This window comes from Pandoraea sp. NPDC090278 (assembly GCF_044772185.1).
In the GTDB taxonomy this organism is placed as follows: Bacteria; Pseudomonadota; Gammaproteobacteria; order Burkholderiales; family Burkholderiaceae; genus Pandoraea.
Genome location: NZ_JBIVYJ010000003.1, coordinates 320,753 through 340,039 on the forward strand (window position 1 = coordinate 320,753; position 19,287 = coordinate 340,039).

At 63.3% G+C, this 19,287-nt stretch carries 15 protein-coding genes and 1 tRNA gene; 10 read left to right on the forward strand and 6 right to left on the reverse strand.

What is annotated here, in order from left to right; translation table 11 throughout:
• Positions 1-122: 122 nt before the first annotated feature.
• From ACIQWO_RS13785 to ACIQWO_RS13805, 5 genes are all read right to left on the reverse strand, one after another.
• Complete coding sequence (locus tag ACIQWO_RS13785) at positions 123-1,169, reverse strand: site-specific integrase (protein WP_402824647.1); 1,047 nt, start codon at positions 1,167-1,169, stop codon at positions 123-125.
• Positions 1,170-1,322: 153 nt separating this feature from the next.
• Positions 1,323-1,397, reverse strand: a tRNA-Val gene (locus ACIQWO_RS13790).
• 274 nt (positions 1,398-1,671) lie between these two features.
• Positions 1,672-2,412 carry a DNA polymerase III subunit epsilon gene (gene dnaQ / locus ACIQWO_RS13795; RefSeq protein WP_402824650.1) on the reverse strand — a complete coding sequence of 247 codons (741 nt, stop codon included), beginning with the start codon at positions 2,410-2,412 and terminating at the stop codon, positions 1,672-1,674.
• Between the two features lie 99 nt (positions 2,413-2,511).
• Positions 2,512-2,958, reverse strand: coding sequence for a ribonuclease HI (gene rnhA, locus ACIQWO_RS13800; protein ID WP_150576985.1), 447 nt, complete (start codon positions 2,956-2,958; stop codon positions 2,512-2,514).
• An 11-nt stretch (positions 2,959-2,969) separates the two neighbouring features.
• The gene (locus ACIQWO_RS13805) at positions 2,970-3,839 is read right to left on the reverse strand and encodes a methyltransferase domain-containing protein (RefSeq protein WP_402824655.1); all 870 of its coding nucleotides are present in this window, start codon (positions 3,837-3,839) and stop codon (positions 2,970-2,972) included.
• 14 nt (positions 3,840-3,853) lie between these two features.
• Here ACIQWO_RS13805 and gloB point away from each other — a divergent pair, with 14 nt between their 5' ends.
• The 8 genes from gloB (at position 3,854) to mdtD (ending at position 15,350) form a co-directional block, all read left to right on the forward strand.
• Complete coding sequence (gloB, locus tag ACIQWO_RS13810) at positions 3,854-4,681, forward strand: hydroxyacylglutathione hydrolase (protein ID WP_402824658.1); 828 nt, start codon at positions 3,854-3,856, stop codon at positions 4,679-4,681.
• A 375-nt stretch (positions 4,682-5,056) separates the two neighbouring features.
• Positions 5,057-6,748 carry a transglycosylase SLT domain-containing protein gene (locus ACIQWO_RS13815; protein ID WP_402824661.1) on the forward strand — a complete coding sequence of 564 codons (1,692 nt, stop codon included), beginning with the start codon at positions 5,057-5,059 and terminating at the stop codon, positions 6,746-6,748.
• 207 nt (positions 6,749-6,955) lie between these two features.
• Complete coding sequence (locus ACIQWO_RS13820; RefSeq protein WP_402824664.1) at positions 6,956-7,138, forward strand: hypothetical protein; 183 nt, start codon at positions 6,956-6,958, stop codon at positions 7,136-7,138.
• Positions 7,131-7,892 (forward strand): lasso peptide biosynthesis B2 protein, encoded by a 762-nt coding sequence (locus ACIQWO_RS13825; protein ID WP_402824667.1) that lies wholly within the window; start codon positions 7,131-7,133, stop codon positions 7,890-7,892. Before ACIQWO_RS13820 ends, ACIQWO_RS13825 begins: the two co-directional genes overlap by 8 nt.
• 104 nt (positions 7,893-7,996) lie before the next feature.
• Positions 7,997-9,832 carry an asparagine synthase-related protein gene (locus ACIQWO_RS13830; protein ID WP_402824670.1) on the forward strand — a complete coding sequence of 612 codons (1,836 nt, stop codon included), beginning with the start codon at positions 7,997-7,999 and terminating at the stop codon, positions 9,830-9,832.
• The gene (locus ACIQWO_RS13835) at positions 9,829-11,652 is read left to right on the forward strand and encodes an ABC transporter ATP-binding protein (protein ID WP_402824673.1); all 1,824 of its coding nucleotides are present in this window, start codon (positions 9,829-9,831) and stop codon (positions 11,650-11,652) included. The genes ACIQWO_RS13830 and ACIQWO_RS13835 overlap by 4 nt, the downstream gene beginning before the upstream one ends.
• Before the next feature lie 124 nt (positions 11,653-11,776).
• On the forward strand, positions 11,777-13,678 hold the full coding sequence (locus ACIQWO_RS13840; protein ID WP_402824676.1) for a propionate--CoA ligase: 1,902 nt from the start codon (positions 11,777-11,779) through the stop codon (positions 13,676-13,678).
• 256 nt (positions 13,679-13,934) lie between these two features.
• On the forward strand, positions 13,935-15,350 hold the full coding sequence (gene mdtD, locus ACIQWO_RS13845; RefSeq protein ID WP_402824679.1) for a multidrug transporter subunit MdtD: 1,416 nt from the start codon (positions 13,935-13,937) through the stop codon (positions 15,348-15,350).
• A gap of 26 nt (positions 15,351-15,376) precedes the next feature.
• On the opposite strand, the gene ACIQWO_RS13850 is transcribed toward mdtD, so the two are convergent.
• Positions 15,377-16,294, reverse strand: a complete 918-nt coding sequence (locus ACIQWO_RS13850; RefSeq protein ID WP_150666512.1) for a LysR family transcriptional regulator — start codon at positions 16,292-16,294, stop codon at positions 15,377-15,379.
• Positions 16,295-16,511: 217 nt separating this feature from the next.
• Between ACIQWO_RS13850 and ACIQWO_RS13855 the strand changes: the two genes are divergently transcribed.
• Positions 16,512-17,909 (forward strand): M20 family metallopeptidase, encoded by a 1,398-nt coding sequence (locus tag ACIQWO_RS13855; RefSeq protein WP_402824683.1) that lies wholly within the window; start codon positions 16,512-16,514, stop codon positions 17,907-17,909.
• On the forward strand, positions 17,906-19,264 hold the full coding sequence (locus ACIQWO_RS13860) for an MFS transporter (RefSeq protein ID WP_402824686.1): 1,359 nt from the start codon (positions 17,906-17,908) through the stop codon (positions 19,262-19,264). The genes ACIQWO_RS13855 and ACIQWO_RS13860 overlap by 4 nt, the downstream gene beginning before the upstream one ends.
• The last annotated feature ends 23 nt before the right edge of the window (positions 19,265-19,287 follow it).

Genomic DNA, 19,287 nt, shown 5'->3' on the forward strand with positions numbered 1-19,287 from the left:
TCATTACGACGTCGGTAAAATCGATTGCAGCCATGTTTCACCTCTTCGGAAGGTGTCGATATGGTCAGGTGGAGCCTGCTGTTGGCGCAGCAGGCTCGACCGCTCCGGGTTGCGTTGTGTTTCTAGCCAAGCTTCAATGCCAGGTCGGCGGCCCGAGGGTGATAGTAACGGCGCAGCATCTGGACTGACTTGTGGCCTGTCACGGCGCCAAGCTCAAGCACATTGTCAAGTCGCTCTGCTAGGCGCGACGTGGCCTCGTGACGGAGATCATGGAAGTGAAAATCTTCGATGTGAGCCCGTTCGCAAGCGCGGACGAAAGCCTTTTTCAAGGCTTCGGCCGAGATTGGAAATACCGGAGCAGTTGACGACGGGTCGCATGCTGAAAGGGCCGCGAGAGTGCTTACCGCTCGAGAGCTAAGCGGTACATCGCGCGCCTCCCCGTTTTTTGTGTCATGCAGGCGGACGTATCGCTCGACCAACTGAACGTCGCTCCATCGCAGAGAAAGCAGTTCGCTTCGACGCATGGCTGTCTCGATCGCCAGAATAACGATTGGGAGAAGAAACTGGTTCCGACTGCCCCCAGCCTCAAATGTACCTTTCCCCGACCTGGTGCCGAGGGAAATCTCTGCCAGCAGCCGTTCTTCTTCCCCGATTCCTAGGCGTCTGGATCGAGCCTTGTTTTCTTTGGGGCGCCGAATTTGCGATACCGGATTGGCGTCGATCGGAATTCCCCATTCCTTCTGGGCGACGCTCAGAACGTGGCCGATGAGGGTCAACTCGCGGTTCACCGTAGATCCCGAAACGGGTTTCCTTACGCTGGTGCCGGTTAGTCGTCTATCGCGATACCGAGCGATGCATGTGCTTGTGATCGCGGCGACTTTCAGTTGAGCAATCGGATCGCCCTCGAGTTTGCGGAGTCGCAAGAGCTCCAGGGTGCCCCCTTTCTTTTGGGGAGAAACCTCTTTGGCGTACCGCGCAAAAAGATCCCCTAGCGAGTGCTGTTTGGCAAGTGCCCGGTCGCGGAAGCTGCCGCGATCCATTTCAGATTCGATATGACGGGCCCATGCTTCAGCTTCCGCCTTGGTGTCGAATGTTGCCGTCTGCGTCGGGTGGGGAGTGCGGCGAACGAAAGCTCGCCAGTATTGCCCACGTCTCGTGATGGATGCCACGTGCTGCCTCCAGACAATTGTTGTCGATGTCTGGGCGGATTTTCCGACTGCACCCGTTGTGCACCAAAAGGGCATGAAACGGGGTTTGGCACCAAAAGAAAAAGGCCCTCGGCAATTGCCTGAGGGCCTTATTCTGCGCGGTTCGCGCAAATTTGGTGGGTGGTACAGGGATTGAACCTGTGACCCCTGCCGTGTGAAGGCAGTGCTCTACCGCTGAGCTAACCACCCAAATCATTAACTAAATCAATGACTTAGTGTCGATTGCTGAAGTTCTTCTTTCGCAATCAGGAGCAGAACTTTAACCGTTTTCGTAGAAGTCTGCAACCTTTCTTTTGTTCTGTTTTGCTGCCGTCGTGATGATATCTCTCGATCACTTCACGTCGTTTCTTGCGATGACTCGCAAGCAGCAAAGACAGCGATTATAGGGACGTTTTCTTCGTTTGGGAAGGGCTTTGTGCGAAATTTTCGCGAGGCTCGCCCTGTTCGCCAAGAGATCGTGCAATCAGGGCGCTGCCGGTGCTTCGCCTTCCGGCGGCGTCGGTTCCGTGCGCCACACGCACGTCCCCTTCATGCCCTTGTCGATGCCGTTGAGTACGCCGTCGTGCAGCTCCACTTCTTCGCTGGCCGCGAGGATCACCGGCAGATCGAACTGACGCAACGAAATCTTCTCGCGCGGCACGCCGTCGTTGCTCTCGTCACCTTCGCTGTCGTCGATGACGAGGCTTTCCTGACCGCGTGTCATCGCGAGATAAACGTCCGCGAGCAGTTCCGCATCGAGCAATGCGCCGTGCAATGTACGGTGCGCATTGTTCACGCCGAGTCGTTCACACAGCGCGTCGAGCGAGTTGCGGCGTCCCGGGAACATTTCGCGCGCACGCATCAACGTGTCGATCAGCCCCGAGCAGTTCTGCATGAACGGGGGCCAGCCGAGGCGACCAAACTCCATGTCGAGAAAGCCCAAGTCGAACGCCGCGTTGTGAATGATGATCTCGGCGTCGCGGCAGTACTCGCGCAACTGCTCGGCAACCTCGGCGAACTTGGGTTTGTCGGAGAGGAATTCGGTCGTGAGGCCGTGCACCGCCAATGCGCCCGGATCGCTGTCGCGCTCGGGGTTGATGTAGAAGTGCAGGTTGTTGCCGGTCAGGCGTCGATTGACCAGTTCCACGCAACCGATTTCCAGCAGACGGTCGCCCGTCTTGGCATTCAGGCCGGTGGTTTCGGTATCGAGGATCAGTTGTCGCATGATGTTCGGTCGTGTTACGTGTGCTTTCAGAATTGGCGCACTGCGGGTCATTGCAAATGACAATGTCCTCACGCAGTGCGCGGATGATGCGAGTGGCTTTTACCCGCGGCGCAGACTCTCGACGCCGCGATTGGCCAACTGGTCGGCGGCTTCGTTGCCGTCGTGCCCCGCATGGCCCTTCACCCAGCGCCAGTCGATGTCGTGCTTCTGCGAGACGGCGTCCAGCTCCTGCCAGAGGTCGGCATTCTTCACCGGTTCCTTCGCGGCCGTCTTCCATCCACGTGCCTTCCAGCCGTGAATCCACTCGCTGATGCCTTTCTGGACATATTGCGAGTCGGTATGCAGCACGACCTGACAGGGTTTGTTCAGGGCTTCGAGCGCGCGAATGACGGCGAGAAGCTCCATGCGGTTGTTCGTGGTGTTGTGTTCACCGCCGAACATTTCCTTGCGGTGTTTGCCTGCGATGAGCAGGGCGCCCCAGCCGCCGGGGCCGGGATTGCCTTTACAGGCGCCGTCGGTATAGATCTCAACTTGCGGCAAGGTCATCTCTCAAACAATCAATCGGACGCTTCGGTCGTTTCCGCCAGTTGGCGATGCGTGGTATTCGGTGTGGCAACCGGTGCCGCCGCTGGCTGGAGGCCGAGTATACGCTTGCGGACTTTGCCGACCAAACGCATGCCCTTGACGCGCTTGACCGCACGCACGGCATACAGCGCGCCGAAGATCGGCCACCAGCGGTCGCCCGCAGGCTCCATGAATTCGAAACGTTGCAACCAGTGGTCGCCACGAAGCGGCGGACGATAACACCCGAAGCGGCCACGGTCGATATCGAATGACAGCAGCTTGAGCCAGTCCTTCAGACGGGTGAAGGCGATCAGATCGGCCCCCGGCGGCAGGAACGGCGCACCGGCGAGCCGACCCAGTTCCTCCCGTGCACCCCACAGACTCAGGTTGTTGAATCCGGTAATGATGACCTGACCTTCCGGCACGAGAATGCGTTCGACTTCGCGCAGGATGTCGTGAGGATTCTCGGCAAATTCGAGCACGTGCGGCAGCACCACAAGATCTGTGCTGGCCGTGGCGATCGGCAACTCATCGAAGCGGCTCACGAGGATGTCGCGCGCGACCATCTCCGCGGTCGTGCCAACGCCCGGCGTGCCGGAGGGCGCGCAACCGGTGGTGTCACTGGCGGCTTTGGTCATGAGCGGCGGGGCTTCCGGGCCGCGCGCAGCGGGCAGGATGAGGCCCCGGTAGGGCATGCGGTTTTCGCGTAGCGTATCGAGCTCGGGACGGCCCAGCTGCAACGCGTGATAGCCGAACAGATCCCCGACCCATTGGTCGAAGAGGGCCTGTTCCCATGCGAGCGCGTAGCGGCCTGGCGGTGAGACGAGCCAGACGGGCCAGTCTATAATCGGACGTTCTGACATGGTGGCGAGTATATATGGATGCGCACGCAGATGCGGCAAGTGGACAGTCAGCCGGAACACTGACCGTCTTTCCAGTCCCCGCGTTCCAGGACAATTATCTCTGGGTCATCGATAACGGCAAAGATGCCGTCGTGGTGGACCCGGGCGACGCTGCGCCAGTGCTCGCCTATCTCGACTCGCGCAACCTCACGCTGCGCGCCATCCTCATCACGCACAAGCATGCCGATCACATCGGCGGCGTCGATACGTTGCTCGAACGCTTCGACGTGCCGGTGCACGGTCCTGCGCATGAGGCCATCGCCTGCGTCGATCATCCGCACAACGGTGGCGAGACGGTGCACATTGCATCGCCCGCGATGACGCTTCAGGTGATCGACGTGCCCGGCCACACCGCCGGTCACATCGCATACTTCCTCGGCGCCGGTGCCGCCGGGGCACCGCACCTGTTCTGCGGCGATACGTTGTTCTCTTGTGGTTGCGGCCGACTGTTCGAAGGCACGCCTGCGCAGATGCTCGCGTCGCTCGATGCGCTCGCCGCGCTGCCGCCCGCCACGCTCGTGCACTGCGCGCACGAATATACGTTATCGAATATCCGCTTCGCGCTCGCCGTGGATCCGGATAACGAGGCGCTCGGCGCGTGGCATCGGGAGGCGACGGCATTGCGCGCAGCGGGTCGTCCGACGCTGCCCACGACGCTCGCCCAGGAGCGTGTGACCAACCCCTTCCTTCGCAGCGACGCCCCGGCCGTGGTCGCGGCCGCCGAAGCCCACGCGGGGCGCACGTCGCTTTCGCGCGAAGCGGTCTTCGCAACCGTGCGCGGCTGGAAAGACACCTTTCGCTGATTTCACGGCTGGCGTGCAAAGCGCTAGCTGTGCAAGTGCTGCGCTGTCAACATCGCGGCGCGTCATACGCTCTGTCACGGAGCAGACGTTGACAGGTTTGTCACCGCCTGCTCCGCCCTGACGAATCGCCCCAAGTGTGAAGGTTCGGTGTCATATCGATGGCATCGTATACGCTCCCACTGTCACAAAGCGCGTCGAAAATACGTCTCGTCGCGGCCACAGTTTGTGAATTCAAACTCGGGGATAACCCTTGCTTTTGGGACATTTCTGCGTAAATTTTGCAAAAAATTTAGGCAGAAAGGTTGACGCATCTGAAGGGTTTCCTTAACATCCTTGCCAATTTCATGAAGATGTAACCCAAATCGAGCCCGATCAATGCGACTTATCGTTAGCTTGCTCCTGACGCTGCTTCTCGCAGCGTGTGCCAGCACAGCGCCGACCACAGGTGCATCGAATTCCACGCCCGATGCGCAGAGCAAATCGCCTGTCGCGTCGACCGCAAAAGGCAAGCAGCGTGTCTCCAGCGATCAGACCATCGACCTGGACAACGACTCCATTAACGATCTGGCCTACGGCAGCGACGACGCCGATCTCTGGTCACGCATCCGCCACGGATTCTCCATTCCCGACCTCGACACCGACCTCGCGCAGGATCGCACGCAGTGGTACGCGCAGCGCCCCGAGTATGTCGAGCGCATGATTCAGCGTTCCGAGAAGTATCTGTTCCACATCGTCGAAGAGCTTGAGCGCCGTCATATGCCGACGGAGCTCGCGCTGCTGCCGTTCGTGGAAAGCGCATACAACCCGCAGGCGCTCTCGACGGCCAAGGCCGCTGGCATGTGGCAGTTCATCCCCAGCACGGGCAAGACGTACAACCTCAAGCAGAACATGTTCCAGGACGAGCGCCGCGATGTGCTCGCCTCGACGACCGCCGCACTCGATTACCTCTCGAAGCTCTACGCGATGTTCGGCGACTGGCATCTTGCACTTGCCGCTTATAACTGGGGCGAGGGCAACGTGCAGCGCGCCATCGACCGCAATCAGGCGCAAGGTCTGCCGACCGACTATCTGAGCCTGCGCATGCCCACGGAGACGCGCTATTACGTGCCGAAGCTCCAGGCCATCAAGAACATCATTGCGCATCCGGACATCTACAGCGTGAAGCTGCCGGAGATTCCGAATCACCCGTATTTCGTGAGCGTCACCACCAAGCGTGATATCGATGTGGCGCTGGCCGCCAAGCTGGCCGATCTGCCGCTCGACGAATTCCGCGCGCTCAATCCGTCGTTCCGCAAGCCCGTGATTCTGGGTGCCGCACAGCCGCAGATTCTGTTGCCGTTCGATAGCGCCGAAGTGTTCCAGCGTCGTCTGAAGGGCTACGACAAACCGCTGTCGAGCTGGACGACGTACACGTCGGCATCGCGTGAGCGTCCGGAAGACGTGGCGCGCAAGCTGGGCGTGGACGCAGCCGTCATTCGCTCGGTCAACAACATTGCCCCGCGCATGCGCCTGAAGGCGGGCTCGACGCTGTTGGTGCCGCGCTCGGACGACATCGATCAGGACATCAGCGCCTCGGTCGCGAGCAACGCTGTGCTGGCCCTCGAACCGGATCTGCCCGACACCCGCAAGGTGATGGTGCGCGCTCGCAAGCACGACACGCTCGCTGGCGTGGCATCGCGCAGCGGCGTGAGCGTTGCGCAGATCAAGAGCTGGAACCGCCTGCGTCGCGATACGCTGACGTCGGGCCAACTGCTGGTGCTGCACGTGCCGGTGAAGGACGCCTCGCGCGTGGTCGCCGCTTCCGCACCGGAGCCGGTCGCCGCGAAGGATGACGACGATGCACCGCGCACGCGTCTGGTGCGTGGCAAGAACGGCAAGATGATTCGTGTGGTCGACCACCGTCCGGCCGCCAAGCCGACCAAGGCGGCGGTCGCCAGCAAGGCCGCACCGGCCGCGAAGGTCGCCTCCAAGGCGCCGGCCAAGGCCACCGCGAAAGCGCCTGCCAAGGCCGTCGCGAAGTCGTCCGCGAAGCCTGCGACGAAGGTCACCAAGACCGCGCAGCGCTAAGCCGCAGCAACGTTATCGCAAACGCCCGTGAGGTTCGCCTCACGGGCGTTTTGTTTTGGTGCTGCCATTGCTGCCTGCGGTGACCCGCAAGTCCCTGCACGGGGTTCACGTGCGCCTTCGGAAAATTCCCATAAATGCATCGGCTCCTGTTTCCTATGATGAAGACGCGGACGATTCCGTTCGTATTCACTCAACAAGGAGTCCTAAATGAAGAAGGATCTGGGAGCCGTGAAAGAAGTGACCGAACTCAACGCGCTGGCATCGGTGGATGCCACGCACGCCACGCGAGGTGTCCTCGGCAACGACGTCGAAGGCATCACCGTGCTGCCGCTGTGCTTCAAGCCGATTTGCATTCCGACGCTGCCGCCGGTGACCGGAGGTCATGCCTGACGTGGCAGATTCGACGCGAATCGGAACCGGCGCGTGTGCGGACGCGCCGGTTTTCCGTCATCTGGCGCCGGACGTGCACATCGTCGGGATGGACGCACACGTCGTCGTGCTCAAGCTTGCTCGCGATCGCTACTTCAATCTGTCGTACGCGCACTCTCAGGCGCTGCGTCGCCTGATCGGATGGCGTCACGCGCCACAGGAAGTTGTGCAGACGCTGCCCGCGATGCAGGACATGTTCGACGCCGAGGGGCTGTTAGCGCCCGGCGAGCAGGACATGCCCGACACCCGTCACGCCACGCGCGACATGACGTCTCGTCTCGGCTTCGACGCCTGGCTGGCGATGCCCGGCGATCTTGCTGGCAACGCGCGCGCTCGCGATGTGATGCGTGCGAGCTACTGGCTCTGGCAAGCCCAGCGAGCGACTCGCAAGACGCGTATGGCGGGCGTGATCGGACGCATCCGCGCCGCCCAGCAGCGGCGCGACACGCAATACGGTCTGCCCGGCGATTACGCGCCATACGTCGCGGCGATGCACCGCGCGGCGTTGTGCTATCCACAGTGCACGCCGTGCCTGCCGTGGTACGCGGCGCTGGCTCTGTGGTGCGCGCATGACGGGCTGCGTCTGCAACTGGTGATCGGCGTGCAGCGCCAGCCGTTCTATGCCCACGCGTGGGCAGAAGCGCAGGGGCGTGTGATTGGCGACGACCCACGACGTCGCGAACAGCTCGCCGTCATTTTCGAGACGCCGGTCTGAGGACTCGTTCGCGCTTCGGTACATCCGTCGATATCGTCGATTTCGACGCATCGCCTGCATTTCATCTGCGCCCCACCGGCGCGCCATCCAACACGGAGCCTGTCATGCAACTTGCCCGCCTGAGACCAGGACCGGCCGAGCGTCACGTGCCGTTGCCCGGCGCCGTCGTATTGCGGGGGCTGGACGGTCAGCCTGCCGCCCGGATTCGTCCCGAAGCGGACGACGACCGTCGACATGTGAGCGATCAGAGCGAATTGCTTGCGTGGTACGTGAGCGGTCGTGTGTTTCACAAGGACGATGGTCGCGAGGTGTTACCAGGACTGGAGCTGGCGCGACTGGCGCTGGAATCGCCCGAGCGCTTCGTGCAGCAGTATTGGGGACACTACCGAATCATCGTGCATGACCGCTGGTGCGGTGCGACGCTCGTGTTGTGCGACCCCTGCGGTCACTGCCCGACGTACTACCGCTTCTGTCGCGACGGCGCGGTGCATGTCGCGTCGGATCCGGCGGCGCTTGTCGGCGACGATCCGTCGTTCGATAGCACCGCGCTCAAATCCTTCCTTGTGCACGGCGACGTGGGCGGCGTGCAGTGCGCGTTATACGACGTGGAGCGTTTGCCGCTCGGTCACGCCCTATGGATCCCCGAGCGTGGTGCGCCGAAGACGCGCGTCGTCTGGTGGCCTGAATGGCAGCCGGGCGGGGGCGCGAGCGAGGTGTATGAGATGACGTCGGGCACCGGCTTGCTTGGCGTGTTGCGACGTTCTACGGAGCGTTGTCTCGGGGACCGCTCGGCAGTGCTGGAACTCTCGGGCGGTGTGGAGTCGACGTCGCTCGCACTTGCGCTCGCGCAATCGGGACTCGCTGGTCAATGCACGGCAGTGAATCATTGTGATCCGGCATCGCCTTCCAGCGACGAGTCGCATCATGCGGGCAGTGTGGCGAGGCACGTGCGTATGGCGTTCGAGCGTCTCGATATCGCGTGTGCGGCGTTCTCGCCGCCGACCGACATTCCGCGTTTGGCGCGTCCGGCCATGCACCTGTGCATGCTCGCGCAACTGGATGCCGTGCGAGAGCGCCTGATGCCGTACCGCGAGCATCGCCTCGTCAACGGTCACGGCGGCGACGCCATCTTCCTCGCACCGCCGCCTGACGGTGCGTTGCTCGATGCCTTCGCTGACGGACAGTGGCGTCGCGCGCTGGGTGCATGGCGCGATCTGGCGATCATGCAGCGTTTGCCGCTTTGGTCGGTGGCGCGAGGGGCGTTTGGACAACTGCGTCAACGCCATGCGAACCCGCTGGCCGCGCTGCAAGACGGCTTGTTGACGGCCGCCGCCTGCGCAGGCGAGCCATGCCGTGGCGAACCGCTCGCGCAGGCATGGCTGGCGCAGTGGTCGCTCAGGATGCGCCCGGGCAAGCGCGCACAGATTCTCGGCACGCTCGGCAACCTGCGCGACATCGAAGTGCATCCGTCGCTGGCTGAGGGCGGTACGGCGTTTCCGTTTCTCACGCAACCGGTCGTCGAAGCGGGCTTCGCGATGCCGACGTACCGGCTGTTTAACGCGATGCACAACCGCTTGCCGTTGCGTCGCGCAGCGTATCTGGCCAGCGGTCTGCCGAACCTCTGGCGTCGCGACAAGGGGATGATGACGGGCGTTGTCGGCGCGGGCGTCGCCGCCAACTTGCGGCACGTCGAGGAAGTCTGTCTGGAGGGCTATTGCGCGGCGTCCGGATGGATCGATCGCGATGCCTGTCGTCGCGCCATCGGCCGGATTGCCCATCATCACCTCGAATCGATGGCGACGATTCGTCGCCTGTACGCCGTCGAGATGTTCGTGCGTGGCTGGCGGCAGGGGACAGGCGGTATCGGAGGAACACCCGAAGCAGATGGACGGCGCGGGCAACACGCGTCCTATGGTCCTGGCAACGAGGCGACGGCATGACGCGACAGGCGGGGTGGAACGCGCTGTGTTTCGTGCTGCGCACGCTGTGGGCGCGTGAGACGGCGGCATCGCGTCACCGGCTGTGGCTTGCCGCTGCGACGCTCGCGGCGGTGCTAATGCTCGCGTTGCGACTCGTAGCGCCCTGGGTGCTGGGGCTGGCCGTCGATGCGCTGGCGGGCGAGCGACCGGGCACGCTGGCGATGCCGTTCGCTGTGGCTTACGTCGTGCTGTGGTCGGGGGCAGCTATCGGTGAGCGGGGCAAGGATCTGCTCATCCAGCGGGTGATGGAAGACCTCCGGCGTCGCACCGGACTCGGCTATCTCACGCGCCTGATTGATCTGCCTGCGCATCGCGCGCGGGACGTCAATGCAGGGCACGTGCTCGACTGCCTGTTTCGTGTGGAGGTGGCGCTGCCGGTCATCGTCACCGGGCTGGTGTTCGGGCTGCTGCCGCTGGCCGTGCAGGTGATCGCGACGGGCGTGATCCTGATGCTCAACTTCGGCGTGCTCTACGGCGTGATACTCGGCGCGACGGTCGTCGCCTACGTGCTGACGCTGCGGCCGACGCTCGCGCGCGTGACCCGTCGCGAGTCGCAGGCAAACGACGTCTCGCGCGCCACCACCGGCGCGCTCGCCGACACGCTGAGTCAACTGGAGTGTGTGAAGACGTTTGCGCAGGAACCCGCCGAAGTGGGCCGATTGTCGCAGCGTCTGCGTACGCGTTATGTCGCAGCGTTAGCGACGGCTACGACGGCGCAGGTCACGAGTGCCTTGCAGATGGCGATCATGGCGGCGGGCGTCTCGGCAATGACCTTGCTTGCGGTCAGCGACGTGGCGCGGGGTGCCGAGCCGGTGGGCACGCTGGTGCAGGTCAACGCCTATCTGCTTCAGTTCGCGTTGCCTGCGGCAATGCTCGGTGCGCTCGTGTCGCAGGTGGCGAGAGCGCTGGTCAGCGTCGACGAGCATCTGCGAGATGCGTCGGGCGGGCCGGTCGCTGCATCGGCCGGGCGTCTTGATGCATCGGTACCTTCGCCGTCTCCAGCATTGCAAGCACCCACCATCGAATTCGACGACGTCAGTGTGGCTGTCGCCGACGCACCGCCCATCGTGTCCGGCATTCGCCTGAGAATCGCTGCGGGGGAGTACGTCGCGCTTGTCGGTCCCTCGGGCGCGGGGAAATCGACGCTACTGCGGCTAATGGCGGGTCTCACGCTGCCATCGCGCGGCGAAGTGCGCATCGATGAACACAGGCTGTGCCCGGTGCGTGCCGAAGCCGTGCGTCGCATGACGGGGTTCGTCACGCAGGATTGCCATCTGTTCGATCGCACCGTGTTCGAGAACGTCGCCTATCGCGCGGGACTGAGCGAAGGCGGATTGCACGAAGACGGTCGCATACAGAACGAATTCCAACGCGTGACGACGCTCGCCGAAGTGCCGGATGCGGCCTCCGTGGCGGGCCTCTCAGGTGGGGAGCGTCAACGCGTGAACATTGCGCGCGCACTCTGGGGCGGCCCGCCGTTGTTGCTGCTCGACGAACCGACCGCTGCGCTCGATGCGTTGACCGAGGCGCGCATTCTGGCCCGTCTCTCACGCGAACGGGCAGGCGCGACGTGCGTGGTCGTGGCGCACCGTCTCGCGGCCATCCGGCAGGCGGACCGCATCGTGGTGATGGAGGGCGGGCGCATCGTGGAAACCGGAGATCATGCGGCGCTGCTACGTCACGGCGGCCTCTACGCCCGCATGTGGCATGCCCAGCAAGCTGAGGCACCGGCATCGCCAGCCACGCAGCCGACTGCCGCCACCGTCCCGGATCTCGCCTAAATCGACAGAAATCCCCCCGATCTCCGCGTAATCCCCTAGCATTTCAGGCATGTGCCCGGTGCCCCGGTAAGCCTTCCGTAAGCGTCAACGCGCACACTGAATGCCAATAATGCAAGGAGACAACATGACTTCGTACGCGTCGTTTCACGCCCGTTCGATTGCGCCGGACTCGCGTGCGGCCTTCTGGGAGGAACAGGCCAAACTGATCGACTGGGAGACGCCCTTCGATCAGGTGCTCGAATACGACAAGCCGCCCTTTGCGCGCTGGTTTGTCGGTGGACGGACCAACATCTGCCACAACGCAGTGGACCGTCATCTGCCGTCGCGCGGCACGCAAAAGGCGCTGGTGTGGGTGTCGACGGAGACCGAACAGGAGCGTGTCTACACCTACGACGAACTCGCGGCGGAAGTGAACCGCATGGCGGCGTCGTTGCAATCGCTGGGTGTGACGCGCGGAGAGCGCGTGCTGATCTACATGCCGATGGTCCCGGAGGCGTTGTTCGCGATGCTCGCATGCACGCGTCTCGGTGCGATTCACTCGGTGGTATTCGGCGGCTTCGCGTCGGTCAATCTCGCCGCACGCATCGACGACGCGCAACCCAGAGTCATCGTCTCTGCCGACGCTGGTTCGCGTAACGGCAAGGTCGTCCCCTACAAGCCGCTGCTCGACGAAGGCGTCGTGCTTGCACAGCACAAGCCGTCGAGCGTGCTCCTGATCGACCGTGGACTCGCGCCGATGGAGCGCGTTGCAGGGCGCGACGTCGACTATGCGCCGCTGCGCGAACAGCACCTCGATGCGTTCGTCCCTTGCGAATGGATGGAATCGAGCGAGCCGTCGTACATCCTCTACACGTCGGGGACGACGGGTAAGCCGAAGGGCGTGCAGCGCGATACCGGCGGTTATGCGGTGGCGCTGGCTTCGTCGATGGAGCACATCTTCTGTGCGAAGCCCGGCGACACGATGTTCTGTGCGTCGGACATCGGTTGGGTGGTGGGGCACAGCTACATCGTCTACGCGCCGTTGCTCGCGGGCATTGCGACGGTGATGTACGAGGGCACGCCGATCCGTCCCGACGGCGGGATCTGGTGGCGCATCGTCGAGAAGCACAAGGTGACGCAACTCTTCACCGCGCCGACTGCGATTCGTGTGCTCAAGAAGCAGGACCCGGCGTATCTCACGCAGTACGACCTGTCGTCGCTGCGACTGATCTTCCTTGCGGGCGAGCCGCTGGACGAACCTACGGCGCGTTGGCTCACCGAAGGCGTGGGCAAACCGGTCGTCGACAACTATTGGCAGACGGAGACAGGCTGGCCGATTCTCGGCATGGCGCGCGGCGTTGAAGTTCTGCCGAGCAAGCTGGGATCGCCTGGCAAGCCGGTGTACGGCTACGACGTGAAGCTCGTCAACGAGGCGACGGGCGAGGATTGCGGACCGAACGAGAAGGGCGTGCTTGCCATCGAAGGCCCGATGCCGCCGGGGTGTCTCAGCACGCTGTGGGGCGACGACGCGCGTTTCGTCAAAACGTATTGGCAGACGGTGCCGGGCCGCACGCTGTATTCGAGCTTCGACTGGGGCGTGCGCGACGAGGATGGCTATTACTTCATTCTCGGGCGCACCGACGACGTGATCAACGTGGCGGGGCACCGGCTCGGCTCGCGTGAGATCGAGGAGAGCATTGCGAGCCATCCGGCGGTGGCGGAAGTCGCGGTGATCGGTGTGCAGGATGCGCTCAAGGGACAAGTGGCGATGGCGTTCGCGGTGCTGCGCCGCCCGGAGCAGGTGGACACGCCGGACGCCCGTCTCGCGCTCGAAGGCGATGTCATGAAGACCGTCGACAAGCAACTGGGGGCGGTGGCGCGTCCGGCGCGCGTGTTCTTCGTCTCGATGCTGCCCAAGACGCGTTCCGGCAAGCTGTTGCGGCGTGCCATTCAGGCCATTTGCGAGGGACGTGAGACGGGCGATCTGATCACCATCGAAGACCCGTCTGCGCTTGAGCAGGTGAGGGACGCGGTCGCCGGAAAGTAAGCGGTGCCTGGCAAGGTCGGCTGTCGGCTGAAACGTCGGCGGCGATGGACGATTGATGCGGGAAGGCTGCGGCGCATCCGATTTTTCGGACTGCGCCGCAGTGCATTTGGACGGCGAATGTGTTTCGATATCGATAATCGGTGTTGCGTTTCGACAGACTGTCGCGCAACGCCGGTATGATGCATTGCGCCTCCTCACTGCCATCGTCCATCGACATATGACCTCACCCGATCAGGCCGCCTGGCGGCAGAAAGCGATGCTTTTGGTCGTCTCCGTCGGCTTCTTCATGCAGACGCTGGACTCGACCATCGTCAACACGGCGCTGCCTGCGATGGCGCGCGACCTCGGTCAGTCGCCGTTGCACATGCAGGCGGTCGTCATCGCCTACGCGCTGACGATGGCCGTGACGATCCCGCTGTCGGGGTGGCTCGCCGACCGGTTCGGCACGCGCGTCGTCTTCTCCAGTGCGCTTACGATCTTCTCCATCGGCTCGGCCATGTGCGCCTATTCGAGCACGCTCGACGAACTGGTCTTATGGCGCGTCGTGCAGGGTTTCGGTGGTGCGATGCTGTTGCCGGTAGGGCGTCTGGCCGTGTTGCGCACATTCCCGCGCGAGCAGTATTTGCAGGCGCTGGCGTTCGTCGCCGTGCCCGGCATGATCGGACCCCTCATCGGACCGACGCTCGGCGGCTGGCTGGTCAAAGTGGCGTCGTGGCATTGGGTGTTTCTGATCAATGTGCCGGTGGGTGTCGCCGGATGCGTGGCGGCCCACTTCTTCCTCACGAATGCGCGCGCCCCGCACCAGACATCGTTCGACGTCAAAGGCTATTTGCTGCTGTCGGTGGGGATGGTCGCGACATCGCTTGCGCTCGACCGTCACGCCGATATGGCGGGCGCGCACGCGCTGATGCTGGTGTTGCTCGTGGTCGGGTTCGCAGGCTTCGTCGCTTACGGGCTTTATGCGAACCGCACGCCCCAGCCGTTGTTCTCGCTCGCCATGTTTCGTGTGCATACGTTCAGCGTGGGGTTGCTCGGCAATCTCTTCGCCCGAATCGGGATCGCGGCCGTGCCGTATCTTGTCCCGCTGCTGTTGCAGGTCAGCCTCGGCTATACGGCGTTCGAGGCAGGGCTGCTGATGCTGCCGATCACGATCACGGGCATCTTCGCGAAGAGCCTGGCGACGCATCTCGTCGTGCGTTACGGCTATCGCTCCGTCCTTGTATGGAACACGATACTGGCCGGTGCGGTGATGGCAAGCTTCTCGCTGGTCACACCTCACTATCCAGTGCCATTGCTCATCGTTCAGTTGGGGATTCTCGGCGGCATCAACTCGATACAGTTCACTGCGATGAACACGTTGACGCTCAAGGATCTGAATCCGGACGATGCGAGTGGCGGTAACAGCTTGTTCTCGCTCGTGCAGATGCTGGCGATGAGCTTCGGCCTGACGGTCGGCGGTGCGCTGCTGGTGACGTTCACGGGCGCGTTCGGCGAGGCGGCGGGCGTAGGCGCACTCCCGGCGTTTCGTGCGACGTTCGCGTGTGTCGGCCTGATCACGTGTTGCTCGGCATGGATCTTCGCGCAGTTGACCGACCGCGAGCAGATGGCCAACGACGATGGCGTTGCGCAGGCACAGGCTGTCGCAACGACGCCGCCACCGCCTGCTAACTAGCGGCGCTGCGTCTTGAGTTCGTGACGTCAGGCAAACGGCTTGTCGAGAATTTCGGGGGCGCGGATGGCGTCAATGAGCAGGCCGAGAAACGCCTCGACGGGCGCGGGCAGGGTGCGTCCGGCCATGGTCTGCACCTGAAGGGAGCGCTGATGCAGCGCCGGATTGCGAATGGGGATCGCGGCGAGTCCTTCGGGCGCGAGACGGCTGCGCACCGTCAGCAGCCCGGTGAGCGTGACGGCGTTGCCCGAGCGCACGAAGCTGTGCAGTGCGGCGTGGTAGTTGCTGATGAAGACCGGTTCGAACAGCAGGCCTTCGAGGGTGCAGCACAAGTCGAACATCTGGCGGATCGTCACCCCGGCCTCCGATAGCGCCATCGGGTACGGCAGCAGGTCGGCAAGGGCCACGTCGCGCCGCTTGGCGAGCGGGTGCTTCTTCGCCATCAACGCATAGATCGGCGCGGGTTGCGTGTGAACGACCTGCACGCCTTTTTCGGGGGCGACGCTGAAACACACCGCGATATCGGCTTCGCCGTCGCGTACGCGCTCCGTCGCTTCGAACGGCGAGACGACATCCAGTAGGAAGTGAGCGCCCGGATACGCCTCGCGAAAGCGCGCGAAGACTTGCGGCAAGAAGTCGCGCGCCACACCTTCTGAACTGGCCACGCGAATCGTTGCGCGTCCCACTTCCGTGAGACCGCGAATCTCCGACGTGACACGCTCGGCATCGAGCAACACGCGGCGCGCATGATCTGCGAGTAGCGCGCCAGCTTCACTCAGCACCATGCCGCGCGGACGCCGTTCGAATAGCGGCGTCCCCAGATCCTCTTCCAGCTTGGCAATCTGACGGCTCAACGCCGAGACCGCCACATGCAAGCGTTCCGACGCCCGACTCAGGGAGCCTGTCCGGGCGACTTCCAGAAAGTAGCGCAGTGCGTGTGTTTGCATGGGGTGAACGGGGTAGAAGGGCGTCGTTTAGGCGTCATTTCTGCTTTGCCGAAACGGCAAAGAAACCTTCGAAATATTATCATTTTTGTCAAAAATACCGACTCCTAGAATGGCCTGAACGGTTGTGCCGCAGCGTGCTACCGACACGCGTCGCATCGATGTCGTACCAATGAGCGAGACCGGCAGCCGTGCCCATAAAGCCATCTGGAGACAAGCAGTGACCCGTAGCGCAGCGATTTCCCAAGCCACCGCCCAATACGATTCGGGCGCTTTCCTCGATACCCTCAATCGTCGCGTCGCCTACAAGACCGAGAGTCAGGAGCCCGACAGCGGCGACGTTCTCCACGCCTATCTTTCCGACGAGATGACGCCTGCGCTCGCGACGCTGGGTTTCAAGTCGCGCATCGTCCCCAATCCGATTGCGGGCGGTGGACCGTTCCTGATTGCCGAGCGTCACGAAAGCGACGACGCCCCGACCGTCTTGACCTATGGGCACGGTGACGTCGTGCGCGGTTACGACGCGCAATGGCGCGACGGACTCAAGCCGTGGGAGATCGTCGTCGAGGGCGACCGCTGGTACGGACGCGGCACCGCCGACAACAAGGGGCAGCACACGATCAATCTGGCGGCGCTCGCGGAGGTGCTCGCCGCGCGCGGCGGCAAGCTCGGCTACAACGTGAAGATGATCGTGGAGATGGGCGAGGAAATGGGCTCGCCGGGGCTGCATGCCATCTGCGAACAACTGCGCGACGAGTTGCGTGCGGACGTGCTGATCGCCTCAGACGGTCCGCGTCTGGCGGCGCAGCGACCGACGGTCTTTCTTGGCTCGCGCGGTCTCGTCAATTTCAAACTCAGCCTGAATCTGCGTGACGGCGGCCATCACTCCGGGAACTGGGGCGGTCTGCTGCGCAATCCGGGCGTCGTGCTGGCGAATGCGATTGCGTCGATGGTCGACGGCAACGGCAAGATTCTGGTGGAGGGATTGCGTCCCCCCGAACTGCCGACGTCGGTGCGACGTGCACTGGCCGGACTCGAAGTCGGTGGCGGCCCGAACGATCCCGAGGTCGATGCCGACTACGGCGAGCCGGGCCTGACGCCGACCGAGCGCGTCATCGGCTGGAACAACATCGAAGTGCTGGCCTTCAAGACGGGCAATCCCGAGAAGCCCGTCAACGCCATTCCGCCTTACGCCTACGCGCACATGCAGATCCGGTTCGTCGTCGGGACGGATTGGGAGCGTCTGGGGGACATCGTGCGCGCGCACCTCGACGCGCATGGCTTCACGATGGTGGACGTCGAAGTCGAGCGCGGTGTGATGGCGACGCGTCTCGACCCTGAGGATCCGTGGGTGCTGTGGGCGCTGGCGTCGATGCGCGAGACGACCGGCAAGCCGCCGGTACTGCTGCCGAACCTCGGCGGCACGTTGCCGAACGATGTTTTTGCTGACGTGCTGGGGTTGCCCACGCTGTGGGTGCCGCACTCCTATCCGGCGTGCTCGCAACACGCGCCGGACGAGCATCTGCTGGGTTCGGTGGCGCGTGAGGCGTTGCAGATCATGGCGGGCCTGTTCTGGGATCTGGGGGACGTCAACCTGAAAGAGGGGAAACCGCGATGAACAGTTCCGCTGCCGCCGCCGGGGCGGATCATGCCGAGGGGAGCAACGACGTCAATGTGAAGGCGGGCGCGCGTTCGGAGGTGCCTGTCTACAAACTGATCGTCGCGACGTCCATTGGCAACGCGCTCGAGTGGTACGACCTGATCGTCTACGGCTACTTTGCGGTGACGATCTCGAAGCTGTTCTTTCCTGCGCATGATGAAACCGTGTCGCTGCTGATGGCGCTCGGCACATTCGCGCTGTCGTATCTGGCGCGTCCGTTGGGGGCGTTCGTGCTCGGCGCGTACGCCGATCGACATGGACGCCGCGCATCGCTGATGCTCTCGATTGCGATGATGACGGTCGGCACAGGCATCATCGCCTTCATGCCGACGTACTCGGTCATCGGCGTATGGGCGCCCATCGGTATCTTCCTGTCCCGCCTGATGCAGGGGTTTTCGGCGGGCGGTGAGTTCGGAAGTTCGACAGCATTTCTGGTCGAGCACGTGCCGAACCGTCCCGGCTTCATGTCGAGCTGGCAGTTCGCGAGTCAGGGCGCGAGCACCTTGCTGGCGTCGGCGTTCGGGGCGGTGCTGACCGGCGCGCTGACACAACCGCAACTCGAATCATGGGGCTGGCGAATTCCGTTCCTGTTCGGGATGCTGGTCGGCCCGATCGGCTTGTACATCCGGAAGTACGTCGACGAAACGCCAGCGTTCGCGAACGATGCGGCTCGCAAGAAGGCGGCAAGTGCCGAGGGCGGCGAGGCAGGCAAGTCTCCGGTGTGGGAGGTGCTCGCGACGCAGAAGTCGCGTCTTCTGGTGTCCATTGGCGCGTTGATTCTGACGACGACCGCGAACTACATGATCCTGTACATGCCGACGTATGCGACGAAGCAACTCGGCCTGCCGCCTGCGCAGGGCTTTATCGCGACGCTGGTGACAGGGTTTGTGATCATGACGCTCACGCCGTTCGTGGGCCATTGGTCGGATAAGGTCGGACGCATTCGCATCATGCTGGTGGCCGGGGTGCTGTTCCTGTGTACGGTGTACCCGGCGTTTGCCTTCATGAATGCGCATGCGTCGCTGGCGACGATGATGGTCGTGATGCTGTGGGTGGGCACGTTGAAGGCGGTGTACTTCGCGCCGATCCCGGCCTTGATGTCGTCGTTGTTCCCGACCCGCACACGCGCCACGGGCATGGCCGTCGGCTACAACCTGGGGACGACGATCTTCGGCGGCTTCACGCCGTTGGCGGTCGCGTGGCTGATTGCCACGACGGGCAACAAGCTGGCCCCGGGGTTGTATCTGATGGTGGGCGCCGTGATCAGTCTGACGACGCTGTTGATCGCGAGAACCCGGATGGGCGCTCGCTGAGGGCGTTGCATCGCGACGTCGTT